18 protein-coding genes are annotated in these 19,849 nt (G+C 44.7%); 13 read left to right on the forward strand and 5 right to left on the reverse strand.

Annotated features, from left to right (window positions below; translation table 11 throughout):
* Positions 1-35: 35 nt before the first annotated feature.
* Together ACRD67_RS18830 and ACRD67_RS18835 are read right to left on the reverse strand one after the other, a co-directional pair.
* Complete coding sequence (locus tag ACRD67_RS18830) at positions 36-1,463, reverse strand: alpha-L-fucosidase (RefSeq protein ID WP_430968794.1); 1,428 nt, start codon at positions 1,461-1,463, stop codon at positions 36-38.
* 169 nt (positions 1,464-1,632) lie between these two features.
* Positions 1,633-2,868 (reverse strand): ComEC/Rec2 family competence protein, encoded by a 1,236-nt coding sequence (locus tag ACRD67_RS18835; RefSeq protein ID WP_430968796.1) that lies wholly within the window; start codon positions 2,866-2,868, stop codon positions 1,633-1,635.
* 320 nt (positions 2,869-3,188) lie between these two features.
* On the opposite strand from ACRD67_RS18835, the gene ACRD67_RS18840 reads away from it, so the two are divergent.
* The 10 genes from ACRD67_RS18840 (at position 3,189) to ACRD67_RS18885 (ending at position 12,969) form a co-directional block, all read left to right on the forward strand.
* On the forward strand, positions 3,189-4,082 hold the full coding sequence (locus tag ACRD67_RS18840) for an AraC family transcriptional regulator (protein WP_430968797.1): 894 nt from the start codon (positions 3,189-3,191) through the stop codon (positions 4,080-4,082).
* A 73-nt stretch (positions 4,083-4,155) separates the two neighbouring features.
* Positions 4,156-5,481, forward strand: coding sequence for an L-fuconate dehydratase (locus ACRD67_RS18845; RefSeq protein ID WP_430968798.1), 1,326 nt, complete (start codon positions 4,156-4,158; stop codon positions 5,479-5,481).
* A 10-nt stretch (positions 5,482-5,491) separates the two neighbouring features.
* Positions 5,492-6,826: an alpha-L-fucosidase gene (locus ACRD67_RS18850; RefSeq protein WP_430968799.1), complete on the forward strand. Its 1,335-nt coding sequence runs from the start codon at positions 5,492-5,494 to the stop codon at positions 6,824-6,826.
* Between the two features lie 5 nt (positions 6,827-6,831).
* Positions 6,832-7,608, forward strand: coding sequence for an SDR family NAD(P)-dependent oxidoreductase (locus ACRD67_RS18855; protein WP_430968801.1), 777 nt, complete (start codon positions 6,832-6,834; stop codon positions 7,606-7,608).
* The gene (locus ACRD67_RS18860; RefSeq protein ID WP_430968802.1) at positions 7,609-8,475 is read left to right on the forward strand and encodes a fumarylacetoacetate hydrolase family protein; all 867 of its coding nucleotides are present in this window, start codon (positions 7,609-7,611) and stop codon (positions 8,473-8,475) included.
* Positions 8,465-9,298 carry an amidohydrolase family protein gene (locus tag ACRD67_RS18865; RefSeq protein WP_430968803.1) on the forward strand — a complete coding sequence of 278 codons (834 nt, stop codon included), beginning with the start codon at positions 8,465-8,467 and terminating at the stop codon, positions 9,296-9,298. The genes ACRD67_RS18860 and ACRD67_RS18865 overlap by 11 nt, the downstream gene beginning before the upstream one ends.
* An 11-nt stretch (positions 9,299-9,309) precedes the next feature.
* A complete protein-coding gene (locus ACRD67_RS18870; protein ID WP_430968804.1) occupies positions 9,310-10,089 on the forward strand; it encodes an L-fucose dehydrogenase in 780 nt (259 codons plus the stop codon).
* 20 nt (positions 10,090-10,109) lie between these two features.
* Entirely contained in the window at positions 10,110-11,432 is a 1,323-nt protein-coding gene (gene fucP / locus ACRD67_RS18875) for an L-fucose:H+ symporter permease (RefSeq protein ID WP_430968806.1), read from the forward strand.
* Between the two features lie 11 nt (positions 11,433-11,443).
* A complete protein-coding gene (locus ACRD67_RS18880) occupies positions 11,444-11,779 on the forward strand; it encodes an L-rhamnose mutarotase (protein ID WP_430968808.1) in 336 nt (111 codons plus the stop codon).
* Between the two features lie 32 nt (positions 11,780-11,811).
* Positions 11,812-12,969: an alpha-hydroxy acid oxidase gene (locus ACRD67_RS18885; RefSeq protein ID WP_430968809.1), complete on the forward strand. Its 1,158-nt coding sequence runs from the start codon at positions 11,812-11,814 to the stop codon at positions 12,967-12,969.
* A 22-nt stretch (positions 12,970-12,991) separates the two neighbouring features.
* On the opposite strand, the gene ACRD67_RS18890 is transcribed toward ACRD67_RS18885, so the two are convergent.
* The 3 genes from ACRD67_RS18890 to ACRD67_RS18900 all read right to left on the reverse strand — a co-directional run bounded on the left by ACRD67_RS18890 (position 12,992) and on the right by ACRD67_RS18900 (position 15,359).
* Positions 12,992-13,681: a dioxygenase family protein gene (locus ACRD67_RS18890; RefSeq protein WP_430968811.1), complete on the reverse strand. Its 690-nt coding sequence runs from the start codon at positions 13,679-13,681 to the stop codon at positions 12,992-12,994.
* Positions 13,682-13,815: 134 nt separating this feature from the next.
* On the reverse strand, positions 13,816-14,250 hold the full coding sequence (locus tag ACRD67_RS18895) for a DUF6438 domain-containing protein (protein ID WP_430968813.1): 435 nt from the start codon (positions 14,248-14,250) through the stop codon (positions 13,816-13,818).
* 53 nt (positions 14,251-14,303) lie between these two features.
* Positions 14,304-15,359 (reverse strand): hypothetical protein, encoded by a 1,056-nt coding sequence (locus ACRD67_RS18900; RefSeq protein WP_430968814.1) that lies wholly within the window; start codon positions 15,357-15,359, stop codon positions 14,304-14,306.
* Between the two features lie 334 nt (positions 15,360-15,693).
* Between ACRD67_RS18900 and ACRD67_RS18905 the strand changes: the two genes are divergently transcribed.
* The 3 genes from ACRD67_RS18905 to ACRD67_RS18915 are packed head-to-tail and all read left to right on the forward strand — an operon-like array spanning position 15,694 to position 19,679.
* On the forward strand, positions 15,694-16,209 hold the full coding sequence (locus tag ACRD67_RS18905) for an RNA polymerase sigma factor (protein WP_430968815.1): 516 nt from the start codon (positions 15,694-15,696) through the stop codon (positions 16,207-16,209).
* Positions 16,210-16,220: 11 nt separating this feature from the next.
* The gene (locus tag ACRD67_RS18910; RefSeq protein ID WP_430968817.1) at positions 16,221-17,126 is read left to right on the forward strand and encodes a FecR family protein; all 906 of its coding nucleotides are present in this window, start codon (positions 16,221-16,223) and stop codon (positions 17,124-17,126) included.
* A complete protein-coding gene (locus ACRD67_RS18915; protein WP_430968819.1) occupies positions 17,127-19,679 on the forward strand; it encodes a TonB-dependent receptor domain-containing protein in 2,553 nt (850 codons plus the stop codon).
* Positions 19,680-19,849 lie beyond the last annotated feature (170 nt).

Here is a 19,849-nt window from a genome sequence, read left to right on the forward strand (position 1 = left end):
ATATTTTAAAAAGGAATACCGTAAAATTAGCACCATTAATCCGTTTCCTCAAATTCAATTTTTAAGGTCCAGGCGTACAAACAGGGTATTTTATCAATAGTCAATTTGGGGATTTCGATAATCAACGTATCATTTTCACCCAGTTTCCATTTTAGTTTTCCATCGTACCCCAGCATGCTTACATCCTTTATCTGCTCACCCTTCAAAAGACTTACTTGGATGGTATCCTTCCATTGGGTAAAAATGCAAAATAATGCGTTCGTTTTGCGTGTAAAATAAACCGCCTCCCGTGTCCTTTTTTGGATATCCACGGCCATCTTTCGGGTTTCATAGATACCTTCGCCATTGACCTTTAACCAGCTACCTATATCCTTTAATCGTTCCTGCATAATCACAGGTATTCTGCCATCGGCCGTCGGCCCTACATTCAACAGTAAATTTCCCCCGCGGCTCACAATGTCTATCAATTCATGGATAAGCTCCTCCGAACTGTTGTAGTCTTCAATGCCCTCGGCCCTATTAAAGCCATAAGATCCGCCAATTCCCCTACTTTCTTCCCAGGGATGGTCCAGTCTACTTTCATCCACATCCTTGTATTCGCTCGAAAAATAATCTCCGTGATTGCCGGGCATATTTTTGGCAAATCTGTCATTTACCACCACTTCGTTCTTAACCGGGGATTCACTGTACAACCAGGAAAGGAACTCCTTGGTTTTCCAGTATTCTTCCTTTCCGTCCCATTCGCCCCCGTCTGAAAAAATCAAGGAAGGCTCATAGGTTTCCACCAGTTCTTTTAATTGTGGCATCAAATGCCTGTCCACATATTCGTCCTCGGGTATTTTATGGCGATCCACTATTTTTTTTGGCAAGTAATAGCCCGATGCTGTCCTATGGGTCCAACTGCTTTCCCATTCAATAATGGAATAATACAATCCCATCTTGAGTCCGGCCGATTTTACCGCCGTGGACAATTCGCCCAAGAGATCCCGTTTGGGACCGATATCCATGGCATTCCAATTTTTTTTATAGGGACTTTTAGTTGGCCAGAGGCAATAGCCATCATGATGCTTGCTGGTCAGCACCACATATTTTGCCCCTGATTTCTTGAATAAGTTGGCCCATGCTTCGGGATGGAACAGCTCTGCCTTAAAAAGCGGGGCAAAGTCGCGATATTCAAAGTCTTCCCCATAATTTTTACGGTGAAAGGCCACCCCACCATTATCCGGGTTGTACATTACCTTGGCATAGTACCATTCCGCATAAGAGGCATACAGGCCCGGTTCCAATTTTCTCCAAGCGGGTACGGAATATACGCCCCAGTGTATAAATATTCCGAATTTGGCATCTTCGAACCATGTGGGAATCGGCCTGGCATCCAGTGCTTCCCAGGAATTTTGATAGGTCTGTGCACCTGCTATGGTGATTTGTAAGGAGAGAATTAATAATAATAGCGTTGTTCTCATAGTCTACACTTAAGTTTTGCTGTTTTTGGTGCTGGACAGGGCGACCTGCTCAACGCAATTCCCTTTTTTATTGAAATATAACGAAATCGTTTCAACTGGTTTTTGGGAAATTATGGCTTTAACGTTATGTTGTCTTAAATGTGGCATACCTAAGCTGGTCGTAGCTTAATTATTTCTTGGAATGATAGGGGCCGTATTCCTGTTTGATCTCTAGGGTGGCCTCGTCAACGATAAAAACTTTGAATAGATTACCTTTTGGGTAAACACGGACCACGATATGCCCTCGTAAACTTTTGTAGTTATCCCTGAACCACGGCCCATAGGTGACCAGGGTTTCGGGATGCATATTGGTCGCAAAGATGTCGCGCTCTTCGGTAGTGCTGTCCTTGTATATAAGACGTTGATACACTTCTTGACCCGGATGGTCCGAACACCAGGATTGTTGTACTACAACCTTGGGGTTGGTGTTTTTTATGAAGAACTCGTTGGTCGCGTCGCGGTTGCTATGATGGTTCAAGGTGGTCACCTCCAACTTTCCGATGACCTTGGCCATAGGGGTTTCCACATCGAACCAAGAGGGGAGTCCGTACCCTTGTAAACCCGTGTTGTCCCCTCCGGTGAAATAGTCAAAGGACCCATAGCTTATCTTTATGCCCAGGCTCAAAGGATTTTCGTTGTACTTTCCATCGTAATGGGAAAGCATATCCTCTGCCGTAAAATAGTTAAGGGTGTCATTGGCGACACCTGTCCAAATAGTTGCGTTGGTCTTTATGTTCCGAACATGGAAATTAGGGAAGGAATTTCTTTTGTTGAGCAGCAGTAGTTGTTCCTTGCTGCCCGGAATCAACATTTCCGTTGAAATGTTGCGCTCTTCAATGAAGGAAAGATAATCTTGAAACAGCTTGTCCTCTTTGAGATATTCGCGAAGGTTTATAGGGAAATCGTATTTGGGGTAGCCTCGGTCAATGATTTTGCCTATTGGGATGAATTGGGCCAGTGCAACCAGACTTCCGTAATGATCACTATGGAAATGGGAGACCAACGCGTAGTCTATTTTGAGCTTGTGATCAGAGGGAAAACAGTGCTTTATATAGTTTGCGATCCATTCCGCTGCGGAAAGAGAATCATTTGGGATGGTCGCGGTAGCCTTGAGAGGGGCATACTTTGCTTCAAACTGCTCCTTATCCAGGATGCCGGCATCAAATAAGAGACTGGTTCCGTCGGGAAAGACCATAAAGGAGGCATCCCCATTACCAGTGTTGATATGATGGATATCCAGATATCCGGTTTCCCAGGGTTCCAACTTTTTTCCCGTTTCGGCCTCCTTGTCGCCTGATTCCCCTTCACTGCACCCCCAGCAGATGATGAAAAATGCAATGGCGATTAAATGTGGTGTTCTTCGCATATAGTCTATCTACTTTTGTGGTCAATGTAAAATAAGGGCCGTACTTCATATCCCAGCTTAGGTATGGACGCACGAACGGTATTTTGATACACCTAAAAGTCCATTAATTTGAAGACGGTATCTACCAAATAATATACCAAATGCGATACTTTTTTTGCCAGTTTATGGATACCCACACAAAAAGAGTATAATTAATGTAAGTATTCCTATCTTTATGTTCATGCTTGGTGCACCTTTATTGTGTAGCACGGAGAGGCAATAGGCACCGTTTTGTTATAGGCCCGTTACCTATGTTGTTCAATAAGCATAAAATAGAATAGATGAAACTGCATTTGTTGGATAGAACCAGTTTTGAGAACAGTTCGTTTACGGTAACCCATAACCATTATCCACATTTTCTAAAAGTTTGGCACCACCATCCTGAACTGGAACTTGTGCTCATAGAAAAAAGCTCGGGAACGAGATTCATAGGGGATGGCATAGAGAAATTTGAGCAAGGAGAGTTAGTGCTTATAGGTAAAAACCTCCCGCATATGTGGTCCAATGACGAGACCTATTTCGATACGGCCTCCAATAAGGTAGCCGAGGCGATTGCGGTTCACTTCAAAAAGGATTTTTTGGGCACCGATTTTTTATCGGCCCCCGAGCTTCGATCCATTGCCGACCTTTTGGAAAGGGCAGAACGCGGCATTTTGTTTCTAGAAATAGATGCAGGCCTTGTACAAAGGATAAGAGCGCTGTTAGATCCAGATCCATTTGACAGAATGATAAGGTTCATTAAAATTTTGCAGGTCTTGGCAAGGCACCAACGGTATAAGCCGCTGTCGAGTATGGGCTATGTAAATTCTTTCCTGAAAACAGAGAACAAACGTCTTCACAAAATATATGAATACGTCTTTAAAAATTTTAAGGATTCTGTCCAGGCCAGTGATGTGGCCGAAGTGATTGGAATGAATGCTTCCGCATTTAGCAGATTTTTTAAACGGGTCCACCGGAAGACCTTTACCCGATACCTCAATGAAATTAGAATAGGGTACTCCTGTAAACTGCTGTTGGAAGATAAGCTAAACATTACGGCGATAGCCTACGAATCGGGATTCAACAACATTTCAAATTTTAATAGGCAGTTCAAGGCGATTACCGGAAATGCTCCCAGTACCTTTGTTCAATTTCATACCCAAAAACCAATTCAAGAACAATTTGGGCAAAAATAGTATTGTTCTTGGTGGCTTATTTGGTGGTTAAAATCGTGCATCAAACCTAGCTTTGTCTAAAAACAACCCATTCATGTTTCCATCAACTTCAATTACGGAAGTACTTGTCAAGGACATTCGTTTCCCTACAAGCGACACCATGGACGGTTCTGACGCCATGAACCCCGATCCGGATTATTCCGCAGCCTATGTCATTTTAAAGACCGATCATCCCAAGGATTTGGAAGGACATGGTCTCACCTTTACCATAGGTAGGGGGAATGAACTTTGTGTTGCCGCTATCAGATCGCTGTCCCACTTAATCCTTGGGAAAACGCTTGAGAGTTTTACCGAGAATATGGGAAACTTTTGGAAAATGATAACAGGAGACAGCCAATTGCGTTGGCTTGGGCCGGAAAAAGGCGTCATTCATTTGGCCACGGCGGCTTTGGTCAATGCCGTTTGGGACCTTTACGCCAAGGCAGAGGGCAAACCGCTTTGGAAATTACTCGCGGATATGACCCCTAAAGAACTGGTTTCTTGCATCGATTTCACTTATATTACAGATGCCATACGTCCTGAGGAGGCGTTGGAAATTTTAGAAAAACATGCAGATACCAAACAAGAACGTATAGATGAATTGTGTAAGGAGGGGTATCCTGCATACACTACCTCCGCAGGTTGGCTGGGATATTCGGATGATAAAATGAGGCGTTTGTGCAAAGAAGCCAAAGCTTCTGGATTTAGACACATGAAAATAAAGGTGGGGTCCAATTTGAAGGACGATTTGCGCAGGGCCGCCATAATCCGGGAAGAAATAGGCCCAGATTTGAAACTGATGATGGATGCCAACCAAAAATGGGACGTGGAAGAGGCAATTATGAACATGGAGGAGTTGAAAAAATTCGACCCCTGGTGGATCGAGGAGCCCACAAGTCCCGATGATATCTTGGGCCACGCCAGAATCGCAAAAATGGTTGCTCCCATTAAGGTGGCCACAGGGGAACATTGTCAAAATCGGGTAATGTTCAAGCAACTGATGCAGGCAGGGGCCATAGGGATATGCCAGATTGATAGTTGCAGGGTAGGGGGTGTAAATGAAATATTGGCCATTTTATTGATGGCTGCTAAATTCAATATTCCTGTATGTCCACATGCGGGAGGTGTAGGCCTTTGCGAATATGTACAACACTTGTCCATGATAGACTATATTGCGATAAGTGGATCCCTGGAAAATAGGATCATTGAATATGTAGATCATTTGCACGAACATTTTTACGACCCTGTAATCCTTAAGAACGGAGCCTATATGCCGCCTACGCTCCCTGGGTACAGTATAACCATGAAACCTGCTTCCTTGGAACAATATAGCTTTCCGGAAGGCATCATCTGGCAATCACAATTAGCAGACAAACACTAAAGTATACCTTATGAAAAAAATAGTGATCCTCTTCCTCGTCCTCATTTGTCAAGGCCTTATTTCCCAGGAAAAATATACTCCCGCCAAAGAGAATTTAGAGGCCAGATCATGGTTCGAGGATGCCAAATTCGGCATGTTCATCCACTGGGGCGTCTATAGCTTACTGGGCGATGCCGAATGGGTAATGCAACATCAGGACATACCGATAGATCGCTATGAACTATTGCCCACTTTTTTTAATCCAATCGATTTTGATGCCAAGGAAATAGTGACCTTGGCCAAGGAAGCGGGAATGAAGTACATTACCATTACTACAAAACATCACGATGGTTTTGCCATGTACGATTCCAAGGTTTCGGATTACAATATTGTGGCGGCCACGCCGTACGGGAAAGACATCTTTAGGATGTTGGAGCAAGAGTGCAAAAAACAGGGCATAAAATTATTTGCCTACTATTCGCAATTGGATTGGCACCATCCCGATTATTTTCCCCGCGGCTGGACCGGCAGAAAAACGGGCAGACCGGAAACAGGGAATTGGGAGGCTTATTTGGCCTATCAAGACGCCCAGATCAAGGAACTTGCGGAGAACTATGATATCGCAGGATTCTGGTTCGATGGATGGTGGGATCAGGCACCCCATAAGACCGATTGGCACGAGGCCGTGGAATATCGGATAAAAGGAATTGATTGGAAGCTGGAACGGACGTATAAAATGATCCACGAGGTAGATCCAAAACTGCTTATTGGAAACAATCACCATGAACTTCCGATTGCCGGGGAGGATTTCCAAATGTTCGAAAGAGATCTTCCCGGAAAGAACACTACAGGTTTTGGAGGTGCGGAAATTGGAAGCTTACCCTTGGAAACCTGTGAAACCATTAATCAATCATGGGGCTTTAACCTTCAGGACGGAAAACACAAGTCGGTCAAGGAACTTGTTCTCTATCTGGTGAAAGCGGCAGGAAACAATGCCAATTTTCTTTTAAATGTAGGGCCTATGCCCAACGGCGGAATTCAGGAAGAGCACAAAACCAGGTTAAGAACGGTTGGAAAGTGGTTACAGGCCAATGGGGAGACCATTTACGGGACAAGGCAAGGAAATGTGACGGTGGAGGAAAAAATTGTGTCCACGCAAAAAGGGAATATCCTGTATTTGCATATTTTGGAGCTGACAGGTGAGGAGGTACGTATTCCTGATTTTGATCGGAAAATAAAAAAGATTTCCTTTTTTACGGATAAGACGCCTGTAGATTTCACTTTGAGAAAGGGCGAATTGAAATTTAGCGTACCCGAAAATAAAAGGGAGCATATAGATACCATAATAGAAATCACCTTAAAATAATACAGATGTCGCTATTTAGCTTAAAAGGTAAAACTGCGGTCATTACAGGTGGGGGGAGTGGCATAGGCGGGGCCATTTCAAAAACATTTGCAGACCAAGGCGCTACAGTGCATATCTTGGAGCTGAATCTGGAAAGGGCGCTATCCATTGTCGATGAGATCAAAAGTACCGGAGGCAGGGCTATGGCCCATCAATGCGACGTGTCGTCACAACAAGAAGTACAGGGGGTTATAAAAACCATCACTGAGAGTGCCAAGATCCATATTTTGGTCAATAACGCGGGAATAGCCCATGTGGGAAATGTAGAGTCTACGGAAGAAGCGGATATGGATAGATTGTACCAGGTCAATATCAAAGGGGTGTATAACTGTATCCGTGCCTGTATTACGACCATGAAAGAACATGGGGGCATCATCTTGAACATGGCCTCGATCGCTTCCACTGTAGGTATATCCGATCGGTTTGCCTATGCCATGTCCAAGGGAGCCGTACTTACCATGACCTATTCCGTGGCCAAGGATTATCTGGATTATGGCATTCGCTGCAACAGTATTTCCCCTGCCAGGGTACATACGCCCTTTGTTGATGGGTTTATTAAAAAGACATATCCGGGGAAAGAGAACGAGATGTTTGCAAAGCTTTCAAAAACACAACCCATTGGTCGTATGGGAAAACCTGGGGAAGTGGCGCATCTGGCCCTTTATCTATGCTCCGATGAGGCATCCTTTATAACGGGGACCGATTTCCCCATAGATGGCGGATTTATAAAACTAAATGGATAAATGAAATTAATACGTTTTGGAATAGCGGACAAGGAAAAACCAGGGGTGGAACAACCAGATGGTACACGTTTGGACGTAACGGCTTTTGGGCAGGATTACGAGGAAACGTTTTTTGCCACGGATGGCATAGGACGTTTGCAAAAATGGGTTGCGGAAAATGGATCTACATGCCCCTTGGTCGATAAGGAAACACGTTTAGGGCCACCCGTATGCCGTCCTTCCAAGCTGGTATGTGTGGGACTTAATTATGCGCAGCACGCTGCCGAGAGCGGTATGGAAATCCCTGAGGAACCGGTGTTGTTCTTTAAGGCAACAACGGCCATTGTGGGCCCTAATGATGATTTGATACTTCCCAAGGGGAGTAAAAAGACCGATTGGGAAGTGGAACTGGCCGTAGTTATCGGTAAGCGCACATCCTATGTACCCCTGAAAGATGCTATGGATCATGTTGCAGGTTATGTCCTGCACAACGACTATAGCGAAAGGGAATATCAATTGGAACGCGAAGGCCAATGGGTAAAAGGAAAAAGTTGCGATACTTTTGCCCCTTTGGGACCTTTTTTGGTTACCCAGGATGAAATCAAAGATCCGCACCAGCTTGATCTTTGGTTGAAGTTGAACGGGGAGACCATGCAGCGCAGCAATACCTCCGACCTGGTATTCAAAATTCCAGAACTAGTAAGCTATATTAGCGAATTTATGACACTGCTTCCCGGCGACATCATTTCCACAGGGACTCCCTTCGGTGTGGGATTGGGATTAGATCCACCGAGATATCTGAAAGCGGGGGACTTGGTCGAGTTGGGAATAACAGGCCTGGGAAGTTCAAAACAACGTGCAAAGACCTATCAAAAAAATGACTATTGACAGTCACCAACATTTTTGGGCGTACGATGCCGAGCGGTATTCTTGGATAAACGAATCCATGAAAGCGATCCAAAGGGATTTTCTGCCATCGGACCTGCTACCAATCCTCAAAAAAAACGGCATTGATGGCTGTATTGCCGTGCAGGCCGATCAGTCGGAGGCTGAGACCGAATTTTTACTGGAACTTGCTGCAAAAAACGATTTTATAAAAGGTGTTGTGGGCTGGGTAGATTTACAGAAGAGCAATGTAAGGGAGCGTTTGGAACACTTCTCGTCGAACAAATTGTTCAAGGGGGTACGTCATATTGTTCAGGATGAACCTGATGAATATTTCATGCTGAGACCTGATTTTCAAAGGGGAATAGCACAACTCTCCGCGTTTGACCTTGCCTATGACATTTTGGTGTATCAACAACAATTGCCTTCGGCTATTGCCTTGGTACATAATTTTCCTGCCCAGACGTTTGTTTTGGACCATATGGCAAAACCTAGGATTTCCAAAGGCCTGGACCCCGGATGGAAATTAAATATCAAAGAACTGGCAAAATGTCCCAATGTTTACTGTAAATTGTCGGGATTGGTCACGGAGACCAAAGGCTTTAATTGGGAAAAAGGTGATTTTGTTCCATTTTTGGACACGGTGTTGGAAGCTTTTGGGGCGGATAGGGTGCTGTTCGGGTCCGACTGGCCTGTATGTTTGTTGGCGGCTTCCTACGGCGACGTAAAGGGGATACTAGATCGTTATATGGAACAACGCTCCTGGGTCGAAAAAGACCTGATTTTTGGTAAGAACGCGATCTCTGCATATCAACTGGCAATTTAAAGGCACTACGTATGGATTTACAACTACAGGAGAAGATTATTATCGTTACCGGAGGTTCCAAGGGCATAGGAAATGGTATCGTCAATGTGCTTTCGGATGAAGGGGCGATTCCGGTAATCGTTGGAAGAAATAAGGAGCACGTTCTAAACGCTGTAAAAATAATCGAAGCCAAGAATAGAAAGGCATACTACGCCCTGGCGGAACTCACCGATCCCGATCAATGCAAAGCCGCGGTAAACACGGTAATTCAAAAATTCGGCAGGATAGACGGTTTGGTGAACAATGCGGGCATAAACGATGGCATAGGCTTGGAGAAAGGGAATTATGAGGATTTTATCACCTCTATAAACCGAAACCTTACCCATTACTACCTTATGGCACACTACGCACTGACAGAACTTAAAAAAAGCAAAGGCGCCATTGTCAATATAGGCTCCAAGACATCGGTTACCGGGCAGGGGGGAACATCGGGATATGCCGCGGCCAATGGGGGACGTAATGCCCTTACCCGGGAATGGGCCGTTGAACTTTTGCCTTACCAAATACGGGTGAACGCGGTGATTGTGGCCGAATGCCTAACACCCTTATATGAACGTTGGTTAAAAACCTTCCCGGATCCGGAAAAAAAACGAAAGGAGATTACCTCTAAAATCCCCTTGGAAAACAGAATGACCACTATAGAGGAAATAGCGAATACCGTAGCCTTTCTGCTATCTCCAAAGTCCAGTCATACTACCGGACAGTTGCTTTTTGTGGATGGGGGCTATACCCATTTAGACCGTACACTGTAGCGCTGCTGATACGTTGATCCATGAAAAACGACAAGAAAATACCTATCGTAGCGAAAAAAGTACTGCTTCCCTTTGTTTTGATCACCTCGCTTTTTGCGCTTTGGGGCTTTGCCAATGATATTACCAATCCTATGGTATCGGCCTTCAAAAAAATCTTGGAGCTCAATAATACCCAGGCGTCTTGGGTACAGGCGGCATTTTATGGAGGGTATTTCACCATGGCCCTACCGGCCGCTTTTGTAGTGAAGAAATATACCTACAAAGCAGGGATTCTTATGGGCTTGGTCCTCTATGCAGTGGGGGCATTGCTTTTTTATCCCGCAGCGGCCCTGGAAAACTATTTTTTCTTTTTGATGGCACTCTACATCCTTACGTTTGGCCTTGCCTTTTTGGAGACCACGGCAAATCCCTTTATTTTATCCATGGGAGCGGAAGAGACGGCAACCCAACGCCTAAATTTGGCACAGGCTTTTAATCCGGTCGGCGCCCTATCCGGACTCTTTGTGGCCCAAACCTTTATTTTGGGCGCTCTGCAATCCGATAATCTGGACGAGCAGGGCAACAGCATCTACGAAACCCTTTCCGGAACGGCCAAAGCTGCTGTAAAGACGTCCGATCTCATGGTCATCAGAAATCCATATGTGGGTCTGGGTCTCTTTGTACTGTTCATGCTGGTCCTCATAGCGCTGGTGAAGATGCCCGAGAAAAATAAGAAGGACCAGACAAGCGGTATGTGGGATTCCATTCGAGGCCTTTTTAAGAAGGAACGCTTTGTTGGCGGGGTCGTAACACAGATGTTCTATGTAGGGGCGCAGATTATGTGTTGGACGTATATTTATCAGTATGCGGAAAATCTAGGGATAAACAACAGGAATGCGGTGAATTATGCCTATGTGGCCCTAGGTATCTTTTTACTGGGCCGTTTTTTATGCACCTATTTGTTGCGCTTTATCAATTCGGGAAAATTGCTGATGCTTTTGTCCTTGTTCGCCATTATATGCTGCTTGGGAACCATTTTTATCGAGGGCATCGGCGGGCTCTACTGTTTGGTGCTGATTTCGTTCTGTATGTCCTTGATGTTTCCCACCATTTATGGGATCGCGTTGACCGGACTGGGAGAAGATGCCAAACCTGCCTCGGCCTTCCTGGTCATGGCCATTGTGGGAGGTGCCTTTATGCCCATTCTACAGGGGTTGATTCTGGATATTGGCGGTAGTGCCTATGCCGACGTCAGGATATTGGGCGTGCCCGAAGTAAATTTCTCCTTTATTCTTCCCTTGCTCTGCTTTGTGGTGGTGAGCATTTACGGGTATAGAACTTTTAAGGTATATGCTATTGGCTAAAACAAAATAAAATGAAACGATATGCATTTGCACTGGATTTGAAGGACGACAGCGAATTGATAGCGGAATATGAGGCCCATCACAAAAAAATATGGCCCGAGATAAGGAAAAGTATCTTGGATGCCGGGATTGTACGAATGGAAATATACCGCTTGGGAACCAGGCTGTTCATGAACCTGGAAGCAGAGGACGCTTTCTCTATGGAAAAAAAAGCCAGGATGGATCAGGACAATCCCAAAGTACAGGAATGGGAGGATTTAATGTGGACCTATCAACAGGCACTTCCCATGGCCAAACCAGGGGAAAAGTGGGTGGAAATGCACCCCATATTTGTGCTGGAAGGATAGATTTTAGTCAAAACCGTATTTATGAGCCGATCATGGGCAAAAAAACAATAAAATTCGATGCTAGATTTCCTTCCGTGGAAGATCTTAGGAAGAGGGCGAGAAGGCGCATCCCTAAATTTGCGTTCGAATATTTGGACGGCGGCTGTAACGAGGATGTAAACCTCTATAAGAACACTTCAGAGCTCCGTGAGGTAGAACTTTTGCCCTACTATTTGAACCAGCATACGAGTTCCGATATGAGGACCCAACTGTTCGGCCATACTTATGATGCACCCTTTGGAATAGCTCCGGTGGGCCTACAAGGGCTAATGTGGCCCAATGCCCCGGAAATTTTGGCCAAGGCCGCATTTGAGCATAATATTCCTTTCGTGTTGAGCACGGTCACCACCAGCAGTATTGAGCGCATAGCCGAAATTACCGAAGGAAAGGCATGGTTTCAATTGTACCATCCAACAGAAGATAAACTCAGGGATGATATTATCAAAAGGGCCGAAGTGGCGGAATGTCCTGTACTGGTCATTTTATGTGACGTGCCCACTTTTGGATTTAGACCACGGGATATTAGAAATGGCCTTGCCATGCCCCCAAAGATGTCCCTAAGGAACATGCTGCAAATTCTGGGGAAACCGCAATGGGCGTTAAAAACACTGGCCCAAGGACAGCCGAATTTTGAGACCTTAAAACCGTATATGGCCAAAAACCTGGACCTGAAACAGCTGGGCAAGTTTATGGATGAAACTTTTTCCGGCAGATTGAACGAGGAGAAAATTGCACCGATCCGCGATATGTGGAAGGGCAAACTGGTGCTTAAGGGAGTAGCTAACGAGGCAGATGCGGAGAAAGCCATTCGTTTGGGATTGGACGGCCTTATCGTGTCCAATCACGGGGGAAGGCAATTGGATGCCGGGGAATCTACCATTAAGCCCTTGACCAGGATTGCGGAGGCCTATGGCGACCAAATCACGGTAATGATGGACAGTGGTATCCGTTCGGGCCCGGATATGGCAAGATCCCTGGCCAGCGGAGCCCAATTTACTTTTCTGGGCCGTGCATTTATGTACGGTGTTGCCGCATTGGGAACCAGGGGAGGGGATCACACTATTTCCTTGTTAAAGGCCCAATTGCAGCAGGTATTGGAGCAAATATGCTGTGAAAAGATTAAGGATTTACCGGATCATTTGGTTTCTTGACAGGCCGGTTGGTATTCCGCTTTTATACGGAAACCCTAAGAATTTTTGTCAAAGTATATCCATCGGCGGTATTGCCGCTTACGGCATCCGCCATATTTTGGGCCAAGCTGTCCGTGAATATGCCGTCTTGTGTGTTGGAAGTATCAAAATCACCCTTATATCCAGATGTTGCATACACTTTCTTGGAAACATCTTCGGGAAACGCAATTTGGGTAATTAATAAGGACTTACCACTTCTATCCAGGATTTCCAGATGAAGATGAGGTGCCCTTCCTGGATACCAGCCCGGAAAAATACTGATGAAAGACACTTGTCCGTTGGCATTGGTGGTTTGTCTTCCCCTAAGAAAATGCGCACTGGTAAAACTTCCATCCAGTTGGTTGTTGTATTCCGAATAATTGCCGGCAGCATCACAATGCCAGAGATCTACCAGGGCCCCTTCCAAAGCAGTGCAATTATTGTTGGTGTTTTGAACCGTCAAATTGATGCGTAAGGCAACCCCCTTCCGATTACCGACAATATTTTCCCTAACCCAGTCTGCCGGGGTCTTTATCGGGAACGGACCAGCGGTTTCCGAGGGAGATACGGCACAACCGCTAGGTGTTATGTCGGGATTGTCATTGCTTTTGGTACACGAGACCAGTGCTACAGGTACTATAGGGGCTATTACGGCACCCATGCCCAGATTTTTAATGAATTTTTTTCTGTCCATGTTGATATTGATTTAGGATTGAAGGATTTTATGGTTAAATTTTATTTTTCATTATTTTTAAAAGACACATGATTTGTGGTTGCCGGACTGCCTTCCGTGGATGGATTACAGCCCGCAACACTTTTAAAATACATTCAATCGGAATGCGATAGGATTCGGTTTACCAACTGCTCAATTTTTGAGTTAACTTCTTTTAGTTGCCCATCAATTTTTGTAACATAGTATTCATATTCCTTTCCTTCATACCGCAAGGTGGTGACGGGCAGATCCCTGACTTTTCCGAAAATCGTAGGTTCGGCCAAATTGTGTTCCAGTAGCAAGGCCAGGTTCCCTATCTCTTCCGAGGACAGTTCCATTGTAACCTCGCCTTTATGCTTTACCTTGTCCACTCCCTTGAACAGTACGGTCCCGTTGGTAAACACCCATAGATCATATACAGGGCACTTGCCCAAACAGGGGCCCTTGGAGTAATAGAGAAGCGTATTTTCGTTGTTCGTATCCATAGCTCCATTTTTGCCCGACTTGCAGGAGAGCACAACTAAAATCAATAACATCATTGCTTTTTTCATCCATACTTTTTTTGACCAGAGTCCCGGAAAAGTTTCGGGACTCTGGCCTATGTTTACCTTGTAGGTTTTGAACAGTGTGTCTTTTTGGGATCGCCAAACGTATTGGCCTTTTTCCATTTTCCGGCAGCGGGCAAGAAACTCCTTCCTTTTGCTGAGGCCATGTTATCCCTGACATAGTTTCGCAGGGAAATGAGCTCCGGATGATCATACATGAGCTGTATTTTTTGCTCCGCGATGGAGTTTCCGCTGGGACCCCCGTTCCTGGTCACAAAAGTGGCAAACACCTCTGCGATGTCCTCTCCAGGATTGGTGGAGGCGTATCCGGTGACAAAGCGATCCTGATATTTGTTATAAAATGCTTCCTGTGCGCTTTGACTTTGCCCCAAATTGGTAAATTCCCCCCAGATATCCGCCCAGAATCTTGTGTACAATTTATTGATGTACGACTCGGTCTTCGCACAGCCTTCCCCGGTAAAGAAGTTATTACAGTTGGCTTCCGATATCGAGGCATCCACTTGTGTATTATCCAGGGTCAATATATGTCCAAATTCATGGATGATCGTATAAGCCAGTTCCCCACCGGCATTAAATCCGCCTTGATACGCAAAATCAATGGCAATGCCCATTTCCCATTTGGAAAGATCTTGGGAGGTATTGTACACATAACCGGCTGTTCCATCGCCCTCACCGGCAAAAATCATAAACCGGCTCATTTTAGATCGGTGGTTCAGGGGAATAATCTTCTTGACCAGCTCCCAGATTTCCTGGTGCTTTTGTGTGTCCTTTTGAAACTCCAGCTCTTTTCCACTGACCTTGTAGTCCGTTACTTTGGAAATGTTGTCCCCATTTACGGTATACAGGGTTATGCTCCCGGCATCACCTTGGGCACCATCGCCATCACCGGAGGTATCGCCCCCATTATCGGTTCCGGTGTTGCCCCCCGTATCCGGATTGCCATCGCCATTATCCGTACCTGTGCCAGTATCCGTTCCCGTAGTGTCCGTTACGCTACCCTGGTCTATAGGAAGTTCATCTTTTTCACAGGATTGTGCGATAGCCATTGCCAAGAACAGCGCTAAAAGTAATCGCCAGTTTTTTAAGCTCTTCATAAGTATCATTTTAAATTGAACGTTTTCTTTCTTACACAACAGGCAATTTTTAAAACACCCTATTTTTTTTTGAAACCAGACAGGGAAGAGGGAGGATGCGATGTTTTTTTTTTGAAGTAAATAGGGTAAACGAAAAGTATCCTGTTGTATTGATGAACAGTATTAAACATAGGTTTATGTAGCACCAATACGATTCGTCCTATTTCATATCCTGATTCAACCACAAGGCAGATGCCTAGGTTTCAAAACAGGGATATTGGTCGATAAAAAACAGATTAAAGGGCAATTATTCGTTTTAATATTTAGCTTTGACAAGTGAAATGTTACCTTAACGATGACGCAGAAAAAATCTGTTTGTGATGAAAAGACCTTTAGGCTAATTTTTGATGATCATTCAGAGGTCATCCGCAACTTTATCTACTACAAGTGTGGAAACATGCAACAAGCCGAGGATATCACCCAGGATGCATTCGTAAAGCTATGGAAGAACTGTAAGAAAGTAGTTTTCGAAAAAGCAAAGTCGTTTGTGATGAAGGTAGCTCAAAATGCATTTTTTAACGAAGTAGCACATCAAAAAGTAGTTCTTAACTACAATCAACGAACAGCCTCGCTGCCGTCCTATGCGAACAGCCCCGAATTCCTAATGGAAGAAAAAGAATTTATGGCAAGGTTGCAACAGAGCATAGCCAGCCTTCCCGTTAAGGAACGAGAGGTTTTTTTATTGAGCCGAAAGGATAAAAAAACATATCGTGAAATAGCCGAAATTATCGGAATAACACAAAAAGCGGTGGAACGAAGGATGCATTTGGCCTTATTGAAACTACGGGAAAAAATCGGAACTGCTATTTAAAGGATCGGGAAATGGAAAATTTTTACAATATAGACGATTTTTTAGCCAAATGGGCAAGTGGGGAGCTGTCCGAGGAAGAAAAGGAGGCTTTTAGAAAAACGGAGGATTATCGGTATTACCAAGCCATTTTGGAGGGTACGGATGTTTTGGAAGTCCCTTCCCATGACAAGGAAAAGCTTTTTGAAGGGGTACAGGAAAAAATTGCAAAGGATAGGAAAAAGGTTCGGACTATTCCCAGATGGACTTATGCTATGGCAGCTTCCATTGCCCTTCTGATCGGCTATTTTGTTTTCTTTGACCAAACAGTGGACCATACCACAGGATTTGGGGAACGTTTGCAAATAACGCTACCCGATAATTCTTCCGTAACATTAAATGCAAAATCCAAACTGGAATATAAGAAGTCGGGTTGGGAAAAGGAACGGTACCTATTTTTGAAAGGGGAAGCCTATTTCAAGGTCGCCAAGGGACCCACTTTTGTTGTTGCTTCCGATTATGGCTCCGTTACCGTTTTGGGAACGCAGTTTACGGTAAATGCAGAGGCCCAAATCTTTGAGGTGGTGTGTTTTGAAGGCAGTGTAAGGGTTGAAAAAGGAAAGCGCTCATATACTATTAAAGAAGGAGAGGCTGTGAGATACGCAAACGGGGCTTTTGAGAACTGGAGGCCAGGGACCAACTCGCCCCAATGGACACAAGGGGAAAGTAGCTTTAACAATGCGCCCCTGCATCAGGTGATAACAGCTTTGGAAAAACAGTTTAATGTTTCCATTAACAGTGAACGAGTTAATGAAACAACACGGTTTACCGGAAGTTTTACGCATGCTGAGCTTAGAAAAGCGTTGACCATCGTTTTTGACCCCTTGGAAATTAAGTTTACTTTTATCAACGAGAACACTATAGTTCTCGCTGAAAAGTAGATGAAGAGATTCTTTATCCTATTCATTTTACTGTTTTCTTTAGGCCTGGGCGCCCAAGAAAATACGCGCCATAAAAATGTTCCCTTGAGCACTGTACTTACCGAACTTGAGGCTTTGTATGACGTTAAGTTTTCGTACAACGCCGGAACTATCGGGGGCCGACGTATCAGCTTGGATTTACGGACGGTTTCCCTACAAGGGGCCCTATCCCGAATTGAGAAGGATCTGAACGTGGTTTTTGAGCAGGTAGATGAGCGTTATTACACCTTGAAAAACCTTGAGCTTAAAACCATCTGCGGATACTTAAAGGACGCGACTGCTGGTCACCCGGTAGAAGGGGCCACCATAATGAATGCAAGCAAGGGAACCGGCACGGTTTCGGATGAATTTGGCTTTTTCAGACTTACGAACAACGGCCCGTCGGATACCCTATACATATCGTTTCTAGGATATAGAACCCTTGAACTGCCCATGGCCAAAATTCGAGAAAGGAGATGTGATACCTATACCATGTCCTCGGAAGGTTATGTTTTGAACGAGGTAGTGGTACGCGAATATCTGGCCGAGGGAATTGTCAAGACCCAGGACGGGTCCATAAAAATAAATCCCCAGAACCTGGATATCCTATCGGGATTGGTAGAGCCCGATGTTTTGCAGCATGTTCAGTTACTGCCTGGTGTGGAAAGTCCGTCCGAGACCGTTTCCGGCCTGTATATCAGAGGGGGTTCACCCGATCAAAATTTAATCCTTTGGGACGGGATAAAGATGTACAATTCCGATCATTTTTTCGGTATGATCTCTGCTTTTAACCCGTATATCACAAAGGATATTAGGATATACAGAAGCGGTGTAAAACCCCAATACGGAGATCGGGTCTCCGGGGTAGTGGATATTAGGACCACGAACAACGTACCTTCCAGAATACAGGGCGGCCTGGGGGCAAACATGACCCATGCTGATGCCTACCTGGAAATTCCGGTGTCCAAGGATTTGGGGCTTCTGATTTCCGGAAGAAGATCCATAACCGATATTATAAACACACCCGCTTTCAATAACTTTTCCAGCAAAGTATTTCAGAACACCAGCATTACGGAGAACCAACAAATATTTCAACCCGAATTTTCGGAGAACAGGGAGGACTTTTACTTTGCGGATGTCACCCTCAAGCTCATTGCCCAACTTTCCCAAAAGGATAAGCTTACCGTGTCCAACCTTTTCACCACCAACAAACTCGACTATTCCTTTAGCGATATGGATTTCCAAATTGATTCCAGCGATCGATTAAATATTAGAAACCTGGGCACAAATACCACATGGAGCAGGGATTGGAGCGACAAATTTTCATCTCGGGCGCAATTTTATTATTCTGAGTACGACTTTGATTACAATGGCGAAAATGGATTTTTTGATGATGATTTCTCCGTGTCCAAGGAGAACAATATCAAGGAAATAGGGGCTAATCTGCGTACCGATTGGACCCTGAACAAAACCGTTTTCTTTACCAACGGCTATCAGTTTTTTTCAAACCAAGTACGGTATTTGCTTGCAGACCGGGGTTTTACCGAAAGTGATAATCAAAATAGCCCCACACACGCCATTTACAGCCAATTAAACTACAACAAGTCCAGCGCGTGGTATGTAGATCTGGGGCTTAGAGCAAATTACTACACCGCTCTGAACTCCGCTTTTGTGGAGCCTAGAATATATGCCGAACGGATTTTCGGCGAACATTTTAGGTTAAAGGGCTCAGCCGAGATCAGAAATCAAGCCATCAGTCAAATCATTGAATTTGCCACCCTAGACTTTGGTCTGGAGAATCAGGTTTGGGCCTTGGCCGGGGAGGACGGACTTCCTTTGCTGAGAAGCGATCAACTTTCCTTTGGATTTCAATTCTCCAAAAATGGTTGGAACGTTGATGTGGATGCCTATTACAAAAATATTGATGGATTTACCTCTTTCACGAGAGGGTTTGAATCCACCGAAAACGTTTTTGCGGAAGGGAGCAGCGCTACGACAGGAGTAGACCTGTTGTTGAAGAAGAAGATAAACAAGTACGCCACTTGGTTGGGATATACCTATTCAACCACGGATTTTACTTTTGAAAACCTCAATGCCGGAGAACCGTTCAAGGGCAATAACAATATCACACATTCCCTGACCTGGTCCCATTCCTATAAATGGAACAACTTTCAATTTTCGTTGGGATGGCGGTATAGGACGGGTATTCCTTATACCAGGGCATTGGGTATTTCGGGTGAAAACGAAAATGCATCCATTGAGTATGCCGCGCTAAACGCCGACAACTTATCGGACTACCACAGAATGGATTTTTCCACAATGTATGAATTCAACCTTTCAAAAAACGATAGCCCCATTATAGGGAAACTGGGTTTTTCTGTATTGAATCTGTATGACAGGAAAAACGAACTGAGTAGAAACTATGCCTTGTTTGAAGTCTTTGATGATCAGAACAACAGTACTGTTGAATTAAGGGAGATCAGTAAATTTTCACTGAACCTTACCACCAACCTTGTTTTTAGGCTGAGCTTCTAATTCAATATCCATACATGCCTGTAAAGGATTTTTGCATTTCCCCTTGGTTTGAAGATCAAGGCTCATGGATTGGGTTTCCTAAAATCAAAGAGTTGCCTCTTCCCATGGCCTAGCTTCATCAATAGATCTAATTCGGCAGTCCGGCCCGGACCTGAATGCCGAATGTAAAT

Origin of the sequence: Eudoraea algarum, assembly GCF_050589645.1 — a bacterium.
Classification (GTDB): domain Bacteria; phylum Bacteroidota; class Bacteroidia; order Flavobacteriales; family Flavobacteriaceae; genus JBNGOQ01.